Source organism: Specibacter sp. BI4 (genome assembly GCF_056680095.1).
Genome location: NZ_CM155265.1, coordinates 3008464 through 3023270, shown reverse-complemented (window position 1 = coordinate 3023270; position 14807 = coordinate 3008464). Strand labels below are relative to the sequence as shown.

At 63.6% G+C, this 14807-nt stretch carries 14 protein-coding genes; 7 read left to right on the top strand and 7 right to left on the bottom strand.

Annotated features, from left to right (window positions below; genetic code table 11):
- Positions 1-29: 29 nt before the first annotated feature.
- The 4 genes from AC1L6K_RS13880 to AC1L6K_RS13865 all read left to right on the top strand — a co-directional run bounded on the left by AC1L6K_RS13880 (position 30) and on the right by AC1L6K_RS13865 (position 4230).
- Positions 30-1205: an SDR family NAD(P)-dependent oxidoreductase gene (locus AC1L6K_RS13880; RefSeq protein ID WP_480949451.1), complete on the top strand. Its 1176-nt coding sequence runs from the start codon at positions 30-32 to the stop codon at positions 1203-1205.
- A complete protein-coding gene (locus tag AC1L6K_RS13875) occupies positions 1117-2412 on the top strand; it encodes an AMP-binding protein (protein WP_480949450.1) in 1296 nt (431 codons plus the stop codon). Before AC1L6K_RS13880 ends, AC1L6K_RS13875 begins: the two co-directional genes overlap by 89 nt.
- Positions 2409-2597, top strand: coding sequence for a hypothetical protein (locus tag AC1L6K_RS13870; protein ID WP_480949449.1), 189 nt, complete (start codon positions 2409-2411; stop codon positions 2595-2597). Before AC1L6K_RS13875 ends, AC1L6K_RS13870 begins: the two co-directional genes overlap by 4 nt.
- Positions 2598-2952: 355 nt before the next feature.
- On the top strand, positions 2953-4230 hold the full coding sequence (locus AC1L6K_RS13865; RefSeq protein WP_480949448.1) for an FAD-binding protein: 1278 nt from the start codon (positions 2953-2955) through the stop codon (positions 4228-4230).
- 91 nt (positions 4231-4321) lie between these two features.
- On the opposite strand, the gene AC1L6K_RS13860 is transcribed toward AC1L6K_RS13865, so the two are convergent.
- The 6 genes from AC1L6K_RS13860 to AC1L6K_RS13835 are packed head-to-tail and all read right to left on the bottom strand — an operon-like array spanning position 4322 to position 10576.
- Complete coding sequence (locus AC1L6K_RS13860; protein WP_480949447.1) at positions 4322-5470, bottom strand: Gfo/Idh/MocA family protein; 1149 nt, start codon at positions 5468-5470, stop codon at positions 4322-4324.
- The gene (locus AC1L6K_RS13855; RefSeq protein WP_480949446.1) at positions 5455-6153 is read right to left on the bottom strand and encodes a ThuA domain-containing protein; all 699 of its coding nucleotides are present in this window, start codon (positions 6151-6153) and stop codon (positions 5455-5457) included. Before AC1L6K_RS13855 ends, AC1L6K_RS13860 begins: the two co-directional genes overlap by 16 nt.
- Positions 6150-7352: a Gfo/Idh/MocA family protein gene (locus tag AC1L6K_RS13850; RefSeq protein ID WP_480949445.1), complete on the bottom strand. Its 1203-nt coding sequence runs from the start codon at positions 7350-7352 to the stop codon at positions 6150-6152. Before AC1L6K_RS13850 ends, AC1L6K_RS13855 begins: the two co-directional genes overlap by 4 nt.
- A 50-nt stretch (positions 7353-7402) precedes the next feature.
- Entirely contained in the window at positions 7403-8296 is an 894-nt protein-coding gene (locus AC1L6K_RS13845; RefSeq protein WP_480949444.1) for a carbohydrate ABC transporter permease, read from the bottom strand.
- 1 nt (position 8297) lies between these two features.
- Positions 8298-9257, bottom strand: a complete 960-nt coding sequence (locus AC1L6K_RS13840; RefSeq protein WP_480949443.1) for a carbohydrate ABC transporter permease — start codon at positions 9255-9257, stop codon at positions 8298-8300.
- On the bottom strand, positions 9254-10576 hold the full coding sequence (locus tag AC1L6K_RS13835; RefSeq protein WP_480949442.1) for an extracellular solute-binding protein: 1323 nt from the start codon (positions 10574-10576) through the stop codon (positions 9254-9256). The genes AC1L6K_RS13840 and AC1L6K_RS13835 overlap by 4 nt, the downstream gene beginning before the upstream one ends.
- A 242-nt stretch (positions 10577-10818) precedes the next feature.
- Here AC1L6K_RS13835 and AC1L6K_RS13830 point away from each other — a divergent pair, with 242 nt between their 5' ends.
- Positions 10819-11838: a LacI family DNA-binding transcriptional regulator gene (locus tag AC1L6K_RS13830; protein WP_480949441.1), complete on the top strand. Its 1020-nt coding sequence runs from the start codon at positions 10819-10821 to the stop codon at positions 11836-11838.
- 725 nt (positions 11839-12563) lie between these two features.
- On the opposite strand, the gene AC1L6K_RS13825 is transcribed toward AC1L6K_RS13830, so the two are convergent.
- The gene (locus AC1L6K_RS13825) at positions 12564-13070 is read right to left on the bottom strand and encodes a hypothetical protein (protein ID WP_480949440.1); all 507 of its coding nucleotides are present in this window, start codon (positions 13068-13070) and stop codon (positions 12564-12566) included.
- Between the two features lie 167 nt (positions 13071-13237).
- Between AC1L6K_RS13825 and AC1L6K_RS13820 the strand changes: the two genes are divergently transcribed.
- On the top strand, positions 13238-13924 hold the full coding sequence (locus tag AC1L6K_RS13820; protein ID WP_480949439.1) for a TetR/AcrR family transcriptional regulator: 687 nt from the start codon (positions 13238-13240) through the stop codon (positions 13922-13924).
- A 58-nt stretch (positions 13925-13982) separates the two neighbouring features.
- Entirely contained in the window at positions 13983-14780 is a 798-nt protein-coding gene (locus AC1L6K_RS13815; protein ID WP_480949438.1) for an enoyl-CoA hydratase-related protein, read from the top strand.
- The last annotated feature ends 27 nt before the right edge of the window (positions 14781-14807 follow it).

The following is a 14807-nucleotide window of genomic DNA, read 5'->3' as shown; positions in this document are numbered from 1 at the left end:
GGTGCAGCCAACTCAAGGAGGAGTTCTGGATGAGCCATTTTGACCTCACCGGCCGCAAGGCGCTGGTCACCGGAGGTGCTCAAAACCTGGGCGCAGCGATAGCCAAGGCACTGACACAGGCAGGTGCCGCCGTCGTCCTGGGCGACGTAAACGCAGAAGCGGGCGAAGCCACGGCCGCCGAATTCCGCGCAGCAGGGGCACAGGCAAGCTTTGTCCACCTGGATGTGACCGACGGGGCCAGCTGGGATGCGGCCATGCCACAAGCCATTGCCGACCTCGGCGGGCTGGACATTCTCGTCAACAATGCGGCCATTGAAATCACCAGCCTGCTCATCGCACTTGACCCGGCACAGCTTCGAAAAATGCTGGACGTGAACATTGTGGGCACCTCCCTGGGCATCAAGAACGCCTTCAAGGCCATGCAACCCGGCGGCGCGGCGGGCCAGGGCGGGGCGGTCGTCAACATCTCCTCCGTTTCCGCGCTGATGGTGTTTCCCGCGTTGTCCGGCTACTCGGACACCCGGGCGAACAAGGCGACATGGCCAACGCCGTCGTCCTTCCCGCCTCCGATGCCGCCGGGTTCATCACCGGATCAGGACTTGCCGTCGACGGCGGCATGGGTCATGACAGTGAACACCACAGAAAACACCACAGCGAAGAAAAAACCGGTAGTTGTTTACGGGGCCACCGGCTATACCGGGCGGCTCATCATCGAATACCTGCGTGAATTCAATGTGCCCTTCATCGCGGCGGGTCGTGACGGGGACAGGGTGCGTGAGGTTGTTGAACGCGTGCCCGGCATCGACACCGTGGAGTACGACGTCGTCCAGGTTGAGCACACTATTGCCGCGCTCACCGAACTGTTCGACGGCGCCAGCGTTGTGTGCAACACGGCCGGGCCGTTCACCAAGCATGGCGGCGAAGTGGTCGAAGCGGCGCTGGCCGGTGGTGCCCACTACCTTGACACCACCGGCGAACAGGACTGGGTCATGCACTGCGCCGAAACCTGGGGCCCCGCATTTGCGGACAGGGGGCTGCTGCTGGCACCGGGCACCGCACAGATGCACACCACCGGTGAAATAGCAGCGAACATTGCGCTCGAGGAACCGGGCCTTGGTGCAGGAGCTCAGCTTCCGCATTGCAGGCGCCCTGCGCGCCAGCGGCGTGGGGCCGGGGGAGACGGCGGCGATCCTCTCCGCCAATGACCCCACCGCGTTCACCGTGGTGTTTGGCATCTCCCGGACAGGTGCCGTCTGGAGCCCCATCAACCCGCGCAGTGAGGCGGGTGAAAACAGGGAGCTGCTTGAGCGTTTCGACTGCAGGGTGCTCATCTTCCAGTCGAGTCTTACGGACATGGTGGCAGGGATCCTGCCGAACCTCCCCAAGGTTGCAACGGTTGTCTGCCTTGACGGCCCGTCGGAGTTCGGCACCTCCTTCGACGACTGGATCGATCCCGGCGCCGCGCCCAAAACAGGCGTGCCCCAAGCGGGCGGGCTCCCGGGCGGCGGGCACGGTGGGATTGTCGACGACCTGGCCATCATCGTCGGCACCGGAGGGACCACTGGCCGGCCCGAGGGCGTCATGCTGACCACGCGCAACATCGAAACCATGACGGCGATCGTGCTCATGAGCTACCAGTTCCAGGGGCGCCCCGCCTACCTCGCCCTGGCCCCGCTCACGCATGCCGCCGGGGTGCTGTGCTTCCCGATCCTGGCGAGCGGCGGGGAGATCGTGATCATGCCCAAGCCCGACATTGGCGAGTTTGTGGAGCTGATTGAGCGGCATCGGGTGACCCACACCTTCCTGCCGCCGACCCTGATCTACATGCTGCTGGGCCTGCCCGATCTGGACGCGCGCCGGCTGTCCTCGCTGCAGTGCTTTTGGTACGGCGCGGCCCCCATGTCCACCTCCCGGCTGGAGGAGGCGCTCACCCGGATCGGCCCGGTCATGGCGCAGCTGTTCGGCCAGACCGGGGCGCCCATGATGATCTCACCCATGTCGCCGGCCGAGCATTTTCGCCCGGACGGATCGATCGCCACGGAACGGTTGTCCTCCGCCGGCCGCGCCGCCCCGCTGGTGACTGTCGCCGTGATGGACGACGACGGACGGCAGCTGGGGAGCGGGGAGCGCGGTGAGATTGTGGTCAGGAGCTCCCTGGTGACGGCCGGCTATTACAAGAACCCCGAAGCCACAGCCGAGGCGAACCGGCACAGCTGGCACCACACCGGAGACATTGGCTATCTGGACGCCGAAGGTTACCTGTTCATCGTTGACAGGGCGAAGGACATGATCATCACCGGGGGCTTCAACGTGTACTCCGCCGAGGTTGAGCAGGCCATCATGAGGTACCCGGGTGTGCGGGACTGCGCCGTGGTGCAGGCCGACCCGACGCCAAGTGGGGCGAACAGGTGAGCGCCGTCGTGCAGGCCGACCCGGCAGTGCCGGTGGACGTGGCTGCACTGCTGGTATTTGTGAAGGGCGAGCTGGGGAGCGTGAAGTCGCCCAAGCGGATCGAGGTCTGGACAGACCTGCCGCGGTCGAAAGTGGGGAAGGTCCTGAAGGCCGAGATCAAGGCCGGCCTGCAGGGGGAGCAGTAACCGTGATTCCACCACCCCGCGCGGCCGCCAGAGGCCTGCCGGGCAGTCGTGCAGGCGTGCAGGCGTGCAGCTCCGGAGCGTGCCCGCTGCTGCGGCCCTCGGAACTGGGCAAATGTTAAGTTGGATAACTCAACATAAGGCGGTGATCCACACGGCCGGGGATGGCCCGGAGATGATGGCTGCCTTACGCAGCTGCAGGCACTTGGCGGTTGACGCAGCTGCCAGCATTTCGTGGCCGGTGTCCTTGTTGCGTATTGCATATTTGTGTCGCCTAAATAGTGGATTCTCATCCCTCAACTTGATATGTTGTTAGTCACATCATATTAAGGTTTGTTGAAGCAGTGAAGGGTGTCCGATGACAGCGGAAGTAGACATGATCGAATGGAACTGGGCGGGCAATTACAGCTACGGTGCCGGCACCATCCACCGCCCCGGGACAGTGGCGGAACTCGCCGCGCTGGTGGCGGCAGCACCGAAGGTGCGTGCCCTGGGATCACGGCATTCCTTTAATTCACTCGCTGATTCCGAAGGCGTGCTTGTCAGCCTGTCCAACATCCCGCCAAACATCCGCATTGACGCCGAGAACCTCACTGTCAGCGTCAGTGCAGGAACCACCTATGGTGTGCTTGCACCGGAACTGGCGAAGCAAGGCTTTGCGCTCCACAATCTGGCCTCGCTGCCGCACATTTCGATTGCCGGCGCCATCGCAACCGGGACCCACGGATCGGGGAACGGCAACGGAAATCTTGCCACGTCCGTTTTGGGCCTGACGTTTGTCGGCGCCGACGGGGCGCTGAACACCGTGACGCGTGCGGAAACGCCCGATTTTCCGGCCTACGTGGTGGGCCTTGGTGCCCTGGGCATTGTCACCGAAGTTGTTTTGCGGATCGAGCCGGACTTCATGGTTGCCCAGCACGTTTACACAGACTTGCCCTGGGACACGGTGCTGGCGAACTACGACGCCGTCACCTCCAGCGCCTATTCAGTCAGCCTCTTCACCGATTGGAGCGGCGACACCGTGGAGCAGGCCTGGTTCAAGCAGCGGCTGGGGGACGGGCTCACCTGGAACTTCCCGGAAACGCTCTTTGGCGGCGTGGCGTCGCCCAGCGAACGGCACCCGCTGCCGGGAGTCTCTGCCGTGAACTGCACTCCGCAACTGGGGCTGGCCGGACACGCCTCGGACCGGCTCTCGCACTTCCGCATGGACTACCTGCCAAGCAACGGCGATGAGATTCAAAGCGAATACCTCGTGCCCCGTGAGCATGCGGCGGCGGCCATGACAGCCATGCGGCGGCTCACGGACGTCATTTCGCCGTTGTTGCTGGTGGCAGAGATCCGCACCATTGCCGCCGACGACCTGTGGCTGAGCGGCAACCATGGACGTGACGGCATTGCGCTGCACTTCACGTGGCGGCTGGACCAGGATGCCGTGGAAGGCGTGCTGCCGTTGATTGAACAAGCGTTGGCACCTTTCAACGCCAGGCCCCACTGGGGGAAGGTCTTTACCGTGGCTGCGGCAGCCATTGCACCGCTGTACCCCAAGTTCGATGAGTTCAAGGCGCTGGCCCGTTCGCTGGATCCAAGCGGCAAGTTCCGCAACGACTTCCTGGCACGGACTGTCTTCGCCGACTAGGAAATGCCACCCGGCCGGCGAAACCGAAGGTTCCGGTGGCAGGCAAACAGCCCCTGTGCGCACGCGCACAGGGGCTGTTTGCCTGCTTTGTTTATCCTTGGACGGAACCGGCCACGGTCGTCCTGATGTTGGCCGGCTCCGTGAGCGGGACGGCGTCCGGACGCGGGCACGTGCTGGCAATGTCGACGAGCCGGCCTGTGTGGGCCGAGGTCAACACTGCCTCCATGACTTCCAGCGCGTGGAAGGCCAGGGAACCCCCGGCGCGGGGCTCGGCGCCCGCGGCTGTCGCGGCAAGGTCGTGCAGGCCGATGCCACGTGAACCGTCCACGTAGCCGCCTGACACCGGCAGTGTCGTCCACTCCTTGCCGCCGGGTTCCCCGGCATTGAGACGCCGCAGCTTGACGTCGCCGTCGAACCTGTTGGGGTCCGGGACAATGAGCGAGCCGCTGTCGCCGTGGATTTCAATGTTGTTGGCCTGGGTTGCCACCGCATCAAAGCTCATGATCAGGGTGGACAGGGCGCCGGACTCGTGGACCAGCACGCCGCTGACGTGGGTGTCGGTTGTCACCGGAATCTCTTCCCCGGCCCGCGGACCACTGCCGATGGTGCGGGTATCCCGCGTGTGGCTGGCAGCACCAATAACGGATTTCACCGGGCCCAACAGTGTCACCAGGGAGGTGACATAGTAGGGTCCCATGTCCAGCAACGGGCCGCCGCCGGGAACGTAATAGAAGTCAGGGTTGGGATGCCAGCGCTCATGCCCAGGGTTCATCATCGTGGCTGTGGCCGAGATGGGACGGCCAATCAAGCCGTCGTCAATGGCCCGGCGCGCGGTCTGCGTGCCCGTTCCCAAAACGGTGTCGGGGGCACACCCCACCATGACGCCGGCGGCTGCCGCGGCAGCCAAGACTTCGGCTGCCTCTTCGGCGGTGGCCGCCAACGGCTTCTCGCCATAGACATGCTTGCCGGCGGCGATCGCCTGCAGCGCGACTTGTGCATGCGCCGCCGGGATGGTGAGGTTCAAGACCAGCTGCACCTCGTCGTCGTCCATCAACTCCTGCACCGACAGGGCACGGACGCCGGGAAGGTCCGCAGCCACTGCCTCGGCGCGGGACACATCCAGGTCGGCCACGGCAACCAGCCGGAGCGTCTCCAGCGACGGGAGCGTGCCCAAGTACTGGGCGATGATGTTCCCACAGCCCACAATGCCAATGTTCAGGATGTTTAGCGGCTCGCCCATGACATGCCCCTTTCGATGATGGTTTTAACGTTGCTGTCTTCCAGGATGTCCACGTGGTGGCCAGGGGTGGCCACGAAGATTCGGCCCTTGCCCCATTGCCGGGTCCAGATGGCGGGGGAGATGACCTCGCGATTCCAGGGATCCCATTCGCGCACCTTTTGGGTGGTGGTGGCCAGCACGTCGATGTAGTCGTCGGTCAGGACCCAGTACTGTTCGGTGACCAGGTCGAAGTCGCCGATGCCTTCGGTGATGGGGTGGCTGGCACCCTCCGGCGTCATGGTGACGGTGTAGGGAACATAGTTGTCTGACTGCTCGCCGGTGTGTTCATCGGCATGCTTGCCGGGGTGGCAGGCGAACTGTCCGCCGATCAGGTGCAGGTAGTCGGAGTTGTTGCGGTACGAATCGGCGATGCCGCCATGCCAGCCGGCCAGCCCTGTGCCGTTTTCGACGGCGGCCCGCAGACCCTCAAACTCCTCCTTTTCAATGGTCGTCATGGTGTTGCACTGCACGATCAGGTCCACGCCGGCCATGTAATCGGCGTCGGCGTAGACCGCCGGACCCTCCTCGACTCGGACTGTGAAGCCGTTCTCGCGCAGATAGGGGATGAAGAGCTCGGTGGCCTCGACGGGCTGGTGTCCGTCCCAGCCGCCGCGGACCACAAGTGCGTTTTTGGTGGTGGTCATGCGTTATTTCCTTTGATGGTGGTCCATTGACTGTTGTTGGCGGCGCTGTACTCGACGGCGGCGAGCACCTTTTGCACACCCAGGGCTTCCCTGAACGACGGCGTGGGCTGGGTTTGGTTCCCCAGTGCCGTCACCAGGTCCGCCACCTGGTGCGTGAATCCGTGTTCGTAGCCGAGGCCGTGGCCGGTGGGCCACCAGTTGCCCACGTACGGGTGGACAGGTTCGGTGACCATGATGCGGTGGAAGCCGCGGGCGTCCTCGGCGTCGGAGCCGTCGTAGAACTGCAGAAAGTTCATGTCTTCAAAGTCGAACGCGACTGAACCGAGTGTGCCGTTGAGCTCGAGCCGGTTGGCGTTCTTGCGGCCGAGGGCGGTGCGGGTGGCTTCAAAGATGCCGATCGCGCCGCCGTCGAACCGGGCCGTGAACAGGGCTGCATCGTCCACCGTCACTGGTCCGCGCGGTGTGTCTGCCGTGATGTTGCCGTGCCCGCCCAGGCCCACAAATTCACCGCCGACGGGGCGTTCCTTGGTGAACGTTTCCAGCAGTGCCGAGACGCCTGTGATGTTCAGGCCCGTCACGAACTGGGCGGCGTCGATGCTGTGCGCGCCAATGTCGCCGAGTGCGCCCGACCCGGACTTGGATTTGTCCATGCGCCAGGTCAGGGGCGCGTTTTCATCCGACAGCCAGTCCTGCAGGTACTGGGCTCGGACCTGGCGCATGGTGCCGAGCCGGCCGTCCTCGACCATGCGTTTCATCAGGGCCAGGGCCGGGGTGCGCCGGTAGGAGTAGCCGCACATGGCGAACACGCCGTTTTTGGCGGCCTCCTCCGCAACGGCTGTCATCTCTTCGGCTTCGGCAACGCTGTTGGCCAGCGGCTTCTCGCACAGGACGTGCTTGCCGGCCCGCAGCGCAGCCATTGCGATTTCGGCGTGGGTGTTGCCGGGGGTGCAGATGTCGATCAGGTCGATGTCGTCGCGTTCGATGAGGGCGCGCCAGTCGGTTTCCACCGAACCCCACCCCATGCGCTGGGCGGCCTGTTCGACGCCGGCCTGGTTGCGTCCGGCGATCGCCGTCAGCTCCGGGGTGAGCGGCAGGTCAAAGAAGCGGTGCGCTGTGCGCCAGGCGTGCGAATGGGCGGTGCCCATGAACGCGTAGCCCGCCATGCCCACCCGCAGCGCGGGGGGAGACTGCTGTGCCATTGGAGGAGTCCTTAATGCTTGTGGTGGGTTGAAACTATTGCTGAAGGTGGTTATTTGCTGAAGCCGGCGGTCAGGCCGCTCAGGAGCTGGCGGCGGCCGATGATGTACAGCACGAGCACGGGGAGCGTGCTCAGCACCACCGAGGCCAGCACGGCGGGGATGTTGACGCTGAATTCGCCCTGGAACGTCCACAGTCCCAGCGGGAGCACCCGCAGTTCGGGGCTCTGCGTCAGGATCAGGGGCAGCAGGAAGCCGTTCCAGACCCCGAGTCCGTTGTAGATGCCGACAGTGACGATGGCAGGTTTCGTCAGTGGCAGGGCCAGCCGCCACATGGTCTGCCATTCGCTGCAGCCGTCCAGCCGCATGGACTCGAACAATTCATTCGGTACGTCGCGGATGAAGTTGCACATGATCAACACGCTCAGCGGGATGGCGAAGGCAATGGAGGGCAGGATGATGGCCAACAGGCTGTCATAGAGATTCATCCTGATGATCATCAGGTAGACCGGGATGATCGTGGCCTGCAGCGGGATGGCAAGACCCATCAGGAAGAGCGCATTGACGCCCTTGAGGAACTTGCCGTTGCCGCGAACGATCGCGAAGGATGCCATGAAGGCCACTGCCAGGGTGGGGATGACGGCCCCGACGGTGATGATGACGCTGTTGAAGAAATAGCGGGTGAAGTCTGCCTCCAGCACCATCTTGTAATTTTCCAGCGTCGGTGACGCCGGTGGTGCCAGCGGGTTCTCGGCAAAGTAGCCGGCCTGCGTCTTCAAGCTGGTGATGACGACGTAATAGATGGGAATGATGGTGACGGCCAGCCACAGCCAGCCGGCGGCGCCGCCGGGGAGGTTGAGCCTGCCCAGCCGGCGTTTCAATTTTCCTGACGGTGCCGGGGGAGTTGTCTTGCGTCCAGTTGCCGCGGGGGTGAGAGTTGTTGCCATGTTACATGCCTTCCAGTTGGCTGCCGCTGCGGTCCTTGCCGCCCAGCCGCTGCAGGAACAGTGCCAGGGTCAGTCCGATCACCACGAGGATCACGGCAACGACGCTGGCCGGCCCCATGAGGTTGGCCCGGAACCCGGTCAGGTACATGTCCAGGGGGAGGATGCGGGTGGCGTTTCCGGGGCCACCGCCTGTCAGCACGAAAATCAGGTCAAAGTAGGTCAGTGATCCGACAGTCATGAGGGTGGAGGAGGTGATGATGGTGTACTTCAGTTGCGGGATGGTGATGAAAAAGAACTGCTGGACCTTCCCTGCACCGTCAATTTCGGCGGCCTCATAGATTGAACGCGGGATCTGGCGCACGCCGCCTTGGTAAATCAAGGTGTGGAATGGTACAAACTGCCAGGCGATGACAAAGATGACAACGCCCAGTGCCAGCCCAGGACTGCCCAGCCAGTCCTGGGCCAGGATGGGCATGTGCAGGCCGGCGGCCAGCCCGAAGTTCGGATCCAGAAGGGCCTTGTAGGCGATGGCGATCGCGGCTGAAGACAACAGCAGCGGCAGGAAGTACAGCACTGCCAGCAGCGCCCGGTACTTTTGGCTGCCCGCCGTGAAAACACCCAGCAGCAGGCTTATCGGGGTCTGAATCAACCACGAGACGATCATGACCACAAACGTCAGCCACAACGCGTGGTACATGTCGGGATCGGCGAAGGCACTGAGCCAGTTGCTCACCCCTGCCGGCGTGATGGCTCCGATGCCGTCCCAGTTGGTGAAGCTGAGGATCAGCACGCCCGCCAGGGGGACCACGGCGAAGACGACGAAGAAGACAAGCGCCGGGACAGCAAGCCAGGCCAGGGATCCTGTCTTGCCCTTGGAAATTTCCGTTGCCCGCGGCTTGCGTGGCCGGGGTGGTGACGCCGTGGCGGATAGTTGCCCGGTGCTCAGGTGCCCGGTGCTCATTTACCGATGGTCGCGTTCATGTTGGTGGCGAACTTTTCGGGGGTGATTGACTTGACGAACAGCTGGTCGATGTTGTTCAGCAGGGCTTCCGAGGCCACAGGGCTCAATGCCTGGTCCCAAGACTGCTGGAAGTTCGGCGCATTCTTGCTGAGGTTGTAGACGTATGTCAGGAATTCGCCGTCGTCGGTTGCGGCCAGCTGGTCCTCGATGCCGTTGACCACCGGCACGCCGCCGGTGGCGATGTAGGCGGAAACCTCGGCGTCGGCCAGCAACCCCTCCTGGAAGAACTTCTTGGCGGACTCCTTTTCCGCATCCGTAGCCTTCGCGGAGATGGACAGGTAGTTGGAGGGGTTGCCAACACTGTTCTTTGGGTCGCCCTTGCCGCCCGGGATGGTGGGGAAGTCCACCCAGCCTAACTTTCCGTCCTGGACGAACCCGGCGCCGTCGTTCTTCATGGCGCCGTAGGTCCAGCCACCATGCAGCATCATGGCTGCCTTGCCGGTGAACAGCAGGGCCTGGTCGGCGTTGCTGTCAGCTGTGATGGAGGAGAAGCCCTTGATGAAGCCGTCCGCCGACACCAGCTCCTGGATTTTGGTCAGCGCCTCGATGGCTGCCGGGTTGGACCAGGCGTCCGGCTTGCCGGTGAAGATGTCATTGAACACTTCGGGGCCACCAACGCGATCGAACATATATTCGAGCCACATCATGGATGTCCAGCGGGACTGTCCGCCGAGCGACAGCGGTGCGATTCCCATGCCGTTGAAGGTCTTAACCAGGGACAGGAGGTCGTCCCAGGTCTTGGGCGGCTGCACTCCGGCCTTTTCAAACAGTTCCTTGTTGTAATAGAAGATGATTGGCTGCACGGTGGTGGCCGGAATGGCGTAGACCTTGCCGTCCACGGTGGCAGACCCAAAGGCGGATGTGAAGAGTCGTTCCTTGACCTTCGGGTTCTCCTCAAGCCAGCTGGTCAGGTCCTCCACCTGGGAGGCCTCGGCGTAGGACTTCAGGATGCCGCCGCCCCAGCCGTAGATGAGCGTTGGGGCCTGGCCGGCGCCGATGGCTGTCTTGATCTTTGTCTTGTAGGCATCGTTCTGGAAGAAAGTGACCTTGATGGCGTTGTCGGGATTGGCCTTGCTGAAGGCGTCCAGGGAGTCCTTGCGAATGACCTCGTTCGGTTCGCCGCTGACCGACCACATTGACGTGCCGGTGGCCGTCCCGGCCGGACCTGACGTGCCACAGGCGCTGACGGCGACAGCCGCGAACGGCACCAAGGCGGCAAGTGAGAGGAAGGATCGACGTGAGGTGGGGTTGTGTTTCATTCTTATCTCCATTGAAAAGGGCCGGGCTCTGCAGGATCTGAATTACTGGCGGCGAATGACTCAAATAATGTTCGAAATGTTTCGCAACTAATTCTGCGACTGGAATGAACCTAGTCGTGATTGGCATCACACGTCAAGCCCCATTTTGCGGAATTTGACTGACGGCAGTGTCATGCTTCAGACTTCGAGCACTGAAACATTTCGGAAGGCTAGGTCCAGTCGTGAAAGAAAAGGGGTCGAAGATGAAGCCCGTCCTTGCCACGGTTGCCGCGCTCGCCGGAGTCTCGGCTCCCACGGTGTCCAAGGTGATCAATGGTCGCGATGACGTTGCCGAGGCGACGCGTGTGCGTGTTCAGGCCGCGTTGGCGGAGCTTGATTACCGGTCGCCCATGCAGCGCCGGGCCAGGTCAACCGGGCCGGCCATGGTGGACCTTGTCATTGACGGGACCAACACCCCGTACTCCATGGAGCTGCTCACCGGAATCCTCGACTGTGCTGCCGTCGAGGATGTGGATGTCGTGGTTGGCAACATGACTCCGGCAAAACTGCATCGGGCCAACCATGCGGAATGGGCCCAGAGGATGGTGGAGTCCGGGCGCAACGGCCTGATCCTGGTCACGTCCGAGCTGACCATGCCCCAGCTCGAATCCTTCCAGCAACGCAATATTTCGGTCGTCGTGATCGATCCGTTGAATCCGCCGCGCCAGGGGTACACCAGCGTGGGGGCGACGAATTGGGCAGGCGGCAAGGCGGCCGCCGAACACTTGATCGCCTTGGGGCATCAGCGCATCGCGTTTCTGGGTGGTCCCAATGCCGCCGAATGCAGCGTGGCGAGGCTCCACGGCTATCTGGCGGCGCTGATGGGGCATGGCATCGCCGCGCGGCCCGAGTACATCTTGGCCGGGGAATTCAACAAGGGTTTCGGCCAGGCCGGCACTCGCGAGATGCTCGCCCTGGACGAGCCGCCCACGGCCATCTTTGCCGGCTGTGACGCGACAGCATTGGGTGTCCTGGAGGAAGCGCGCCGCCAAGGCATTCGGGTCCCCGACGATCTGAGCCTTGTGGGCTTCGACGGCACCCCGCTGACAGAGCAAACCCTGCCAAGGCTCACTTCGGTCGCCCAGCCGTTGCAGGAAATGGGCAGGGCCGCACTGCGGGCTGTCCTGCGCATGACCAGGGGGGAGGTGCTCGATTCCTCGCACATGGAACTCGCCACCGAACTGGTCATCCGGGACTCCACGGCCCCTCCGCGTGCGAGCTAATTTGTACGCGGGCTAATCCGCGTTCCAGTGCATCGGCCTTGCGGCCAGCCGTCGCAGGTGTTAGCTGCCTCGCGGGCGGCATGCCCCGTCAATGGCAGTGGCTGGCACCCGCCCTCCCAGGGTGAAAGTGCCCGACGTCGGACGTGCCAAGCCAGCAAGGCAGTACGGCGGGTTTGACTTGCCAGAACCGCGGGCCCCACAATGGACACCATTTCACGTGGGGCAACAGAGAGTGACGCCCCGTGCACGACTGTGGCGGGCGGTTCCTTGCCTGTAGTGGTGGCCATGCCCCACATGGGACGCGTCGCCACGCCAGATGGCCTGACTCAATCGACAAGCCAGTGCAGAATTCAGTGTGGCCTGCGCTCGCAGGCAAGCCGTGGCACTTTTGGGTTTCACGCTGCTCGTAGCTGTCCTTGCCGTATGTGGCATCGAGCGCCGTCCGCGGGATGGTGCTGCTGCCTGTCTTGGCGGCTTGATCCGCTGCCTTCCCCTGTGGGTTGCGTCGGTCCGATCGGGCAAGGGCAGATCCTCAAACCCATCGGCCGTCATGGATCGGCCGGGCTCTCTGGCCTGAACGGCGGGTTGCTTCCTAACGGACTCCTCGAGCCCGGGACGGCGACGAGGGCCATCGCCACCTCCTCCTCACCAGAAGTCACCAATGATGGCACCTGAGGGCATCAGGAGGCAGAGAGACCTTGACTTCCGGAGGGAGGGTGTTCGGCCTACCGCAGCCCACTCGCGTCAGACACGCTGCCGGCCAGGGCCTTGACCTCGTCTGGAGTAACACGCCCCAGGCGGCCGTCCAGGGTGAGGCGCAGCCTGGCGGCGGCGACCTGGACGCGGCGTTCCCGGGGAGTCATGTCCTTGCTCTCCAACAGCCTTGCCTCTTCATTGTCGGTGTTGGTGACAGCTGCCCAGGCGACGTCGAACAGTTCCAGTTCCTCGGTGTGCGCCAGCGTGCTGCGGGCCAGAACCTCCAGGGTGGCAAGGCCCAGCGCCCTGGTGGACGGGTTGTCGTCAAGCGCGCGGTCCAGCGCCCACTGTGCGCGTCTCCACCATTCGGTGCGGTCGTCGGCCTTTGCCCGCTGCTTGAGCGTAAAGCCGCCGATCACGGCGGCCACAATGGCGCCCAGCAAAATGGCGAGTGGGCCAAGCGCACCGAGGATCTCCCACCACTGTGCGGGCGCGGAATCGACGGCCATGCTGAGCGGTGCTGGCGACGGCGTCATGGGGCCAGTCTAGACGCATGCTTCGGCACCATCCCCGGCTCGGATGAAGGATAAAGCAGCGCCCAAGAAACTCCCGCGATCACTTGACGCACATCACAATTGAACTTAGACTCATAAAAAATGAATCCACATTCACTTTGACTGAAGGCAAGTTCAATGAGGCGGCAATGAGTTCAACAGCAGCAACCCGGCACGACGCACACAACGCCGATCCGGCGCTCGCAGCCACGGCAGCCCGGGCCTCCCTGCGCAAGCGCCAGCTGCTCAGCGCCGCGGCACGGCTGATGGCCCGTGACGGTGCCGATTCCGTCTCAATGCAGGCACTGGCCGCCGAAGCCTCCGTCAGTGTTGGCTTGATCTACCGCTACTTCGGCGCCAAGGAAGACCTCCTGCTGGCCGTCATCGTGGAAGTCCTGGACGCCTTTGACGAACAGGTGCCGGCAGCCATCGAAGCCGCGGGAACCGACCCGGTGGAACGGATTGCCGCAGCGTTCGCCGCCTACTGCAGCGTCATCAACGACCACCGCGACGCGGCAGTGCTGTCCTACCGGGAATCGAAATCCCTGGGCGCCGAGGGTCGGGAAAAGATCAAGGAAATGGAAATCAGCACCGTGCTGCCCCTGAAACAGGCGGTCATTGAAGCCATCGAAGCGGGCCGGTTGGTTCGTGTCGACGCCGAGCTCTTCGCGTACAACCTGCTCCTGCTCGCCCACGCCTGGGCACTGAAGCGCTGGTACTTTGAACGCTCCTTCGACTTTGACAGCTATGTCCGCAAGCAAACCGCCGTCGCCCTTGCCGCCGTCGTGCAATCCGAACACCGCGCCAGGTACAGCCACCTGCTGGACCTGAGCTGAACAGCCCGCCAAAAATCTTGACCTGACACAAAGACGTGACACAACGAAAGGCATTGCCATGACCAGCTATGAAGACATCCTCTACGAGGTCGAGGGCCCCACCGCGATCATCACCATGAACCGCCCGCACCGCTACAACGCCTTCCGGGGACGCACTGTGGAGGAACTGATCAAGGCCTTCCGCGCCGCCTGGGCGGACCGCTCGGTGCAGGCAGTCATCCTCACCGGCGCCGGCGAAAAGGCCTTTTGCACCGGCGGCGATGTCAAGCAGCGTGCCGAAACCGGCGACTACGGTCCCACCGAATCCGGCATGTTTGAAATCGGCAACCTGCACAAGCTGATCCGCGACATCCCCAAGCCCGTCATCGCAGCCGTCAACGGCGTTGCCGTCGGCGGCGGCCACGTGCTCCACGTCCTGTGCGACCTCACCATCGCCGCAGACACCGCCAAATTTGGCCAGGCCGGACCCCGCGTGGGCTCATTCGACGCCGGCTTCGGCTCCGCCTACCTGGCCCGGGTGGTGGGGGAGAAACGGGCCCGTGAGATCTGGTTCCTTTGCCGCCAGTACGACGCCGTCACCGCCGAACGCTGGGGACTGGTCAACACCGTAGTTCCGGCGGGCGAACTCATGGCCGAAGCCAAGGCCTGGGCCGCCGAAATCGCCGAAAAGAGCCCCACCGCACTGCGCTTCCTGAAGCAGTCCTTCAACGCAGACTCCGACCACATGGCCGGGCTGAGCAACCTCGCCATGTCCGCCCTTGACCTGTTCACAGCCTCACCCGAGGGCCTGGAAGGCGCCGCAGCCTTCGCGGAACAGCGCAAGCCGGCCTTCAACGAACACGTCATCAGCCACTAGATCAGCCAGTCAGGAATTCCGCCAGAA

Excerpts from the sequence above, each read along its gene's own strand:
- AC1L6K_RS13880 (WP_480949451.1), top strand. The coding sequence starts at position 30 with ATGAGCCATTTTGACCTCACCGGCCGCAAGGCGCTGGTCACCGGAGGT.
- AC1L6K_RS13865 (WP_480949448.1), top strand. The coding sequence starts at position 2,953 with ATGACAGCGGAAGTAGACATGATCGAATGGAACTGGGCGGGCAATTAC.
- AC1L6K_RS13860 (WP_480949447.1), bottom strand. The coding sequence starts at position 5,470 with ATGGGCGAGCCGCTAAACATCCTGAACATTGGCATTGTGGGCTGTGGG.
- AC1L6K_RS13855 (WP_480949446.1), bottom strand. The coding sequence starts at position 6,153 with ATGACCACCACCAAAAACGCACTTGTGGTCCGCGGCGGCTGGGACGGA.
- AC1L6K_RS13850 (WP_480949445.1), bottom strand. The coding sequence starts at position 7,352 with ATGGCACAGCAGTCTCCCCCCGCGCTGCGGGTGGGCATGGCGGGCTAC.
- AC1L6K_RS13845 (WP_480949444.1), bottom strand. The coding sequence starts at position 8,296 with ATGGCAACAACTCTCACCCCCGCGGCAACTGGACGCAAGACAACTCCC.
- AC1L6K_RS13840 (WP_480949443.1), bottom strand. The coding sequence starts at position 9,257 with ATGAGCACCGGGCACCTGAGCACCGGGCAACTATCCGCCACGGCGTCA.
- AC1L6K_RS13835 (WP_480949442.1), bottom strand. The coding sequence starts at position 10,576 with ATGAAACACAACCCCACCTCACGTCGATCCTTCCTCTCACTTGCCGCC.
- AC1L6K_RS13830 (WP_480949441.1), top strand. The coding sequence starts at position 10,819 with ATGAAGCCCGTCCTTGCCACGGTTGCCGCGCTCGCCGGAGTCTCGGCT.
- AC1L6K_RS13825 (WP_480949440.1), bottom strand. The coding sequence starts at position 13,070 with ATGACGCCGTCGCCAGCACCGCTCAGCATGGCCGTCGATTCCGCGCCC.
- AC1L6K_RS13820 (WP_480949439.1), top strand. The coding sequence starts at position 13,238 with ATGAGTTCAACAGCAGCAACCCGGCACGACGCACACAACGCCGATCCG.
- AC1L6K_RS13815 (WP_480949438.1), top strand. The coding sequence starts at position 13,983 with ATGACCAGCTATGAAGACATCCTCTACGAGGTCGAGGGCCCCACCGCG.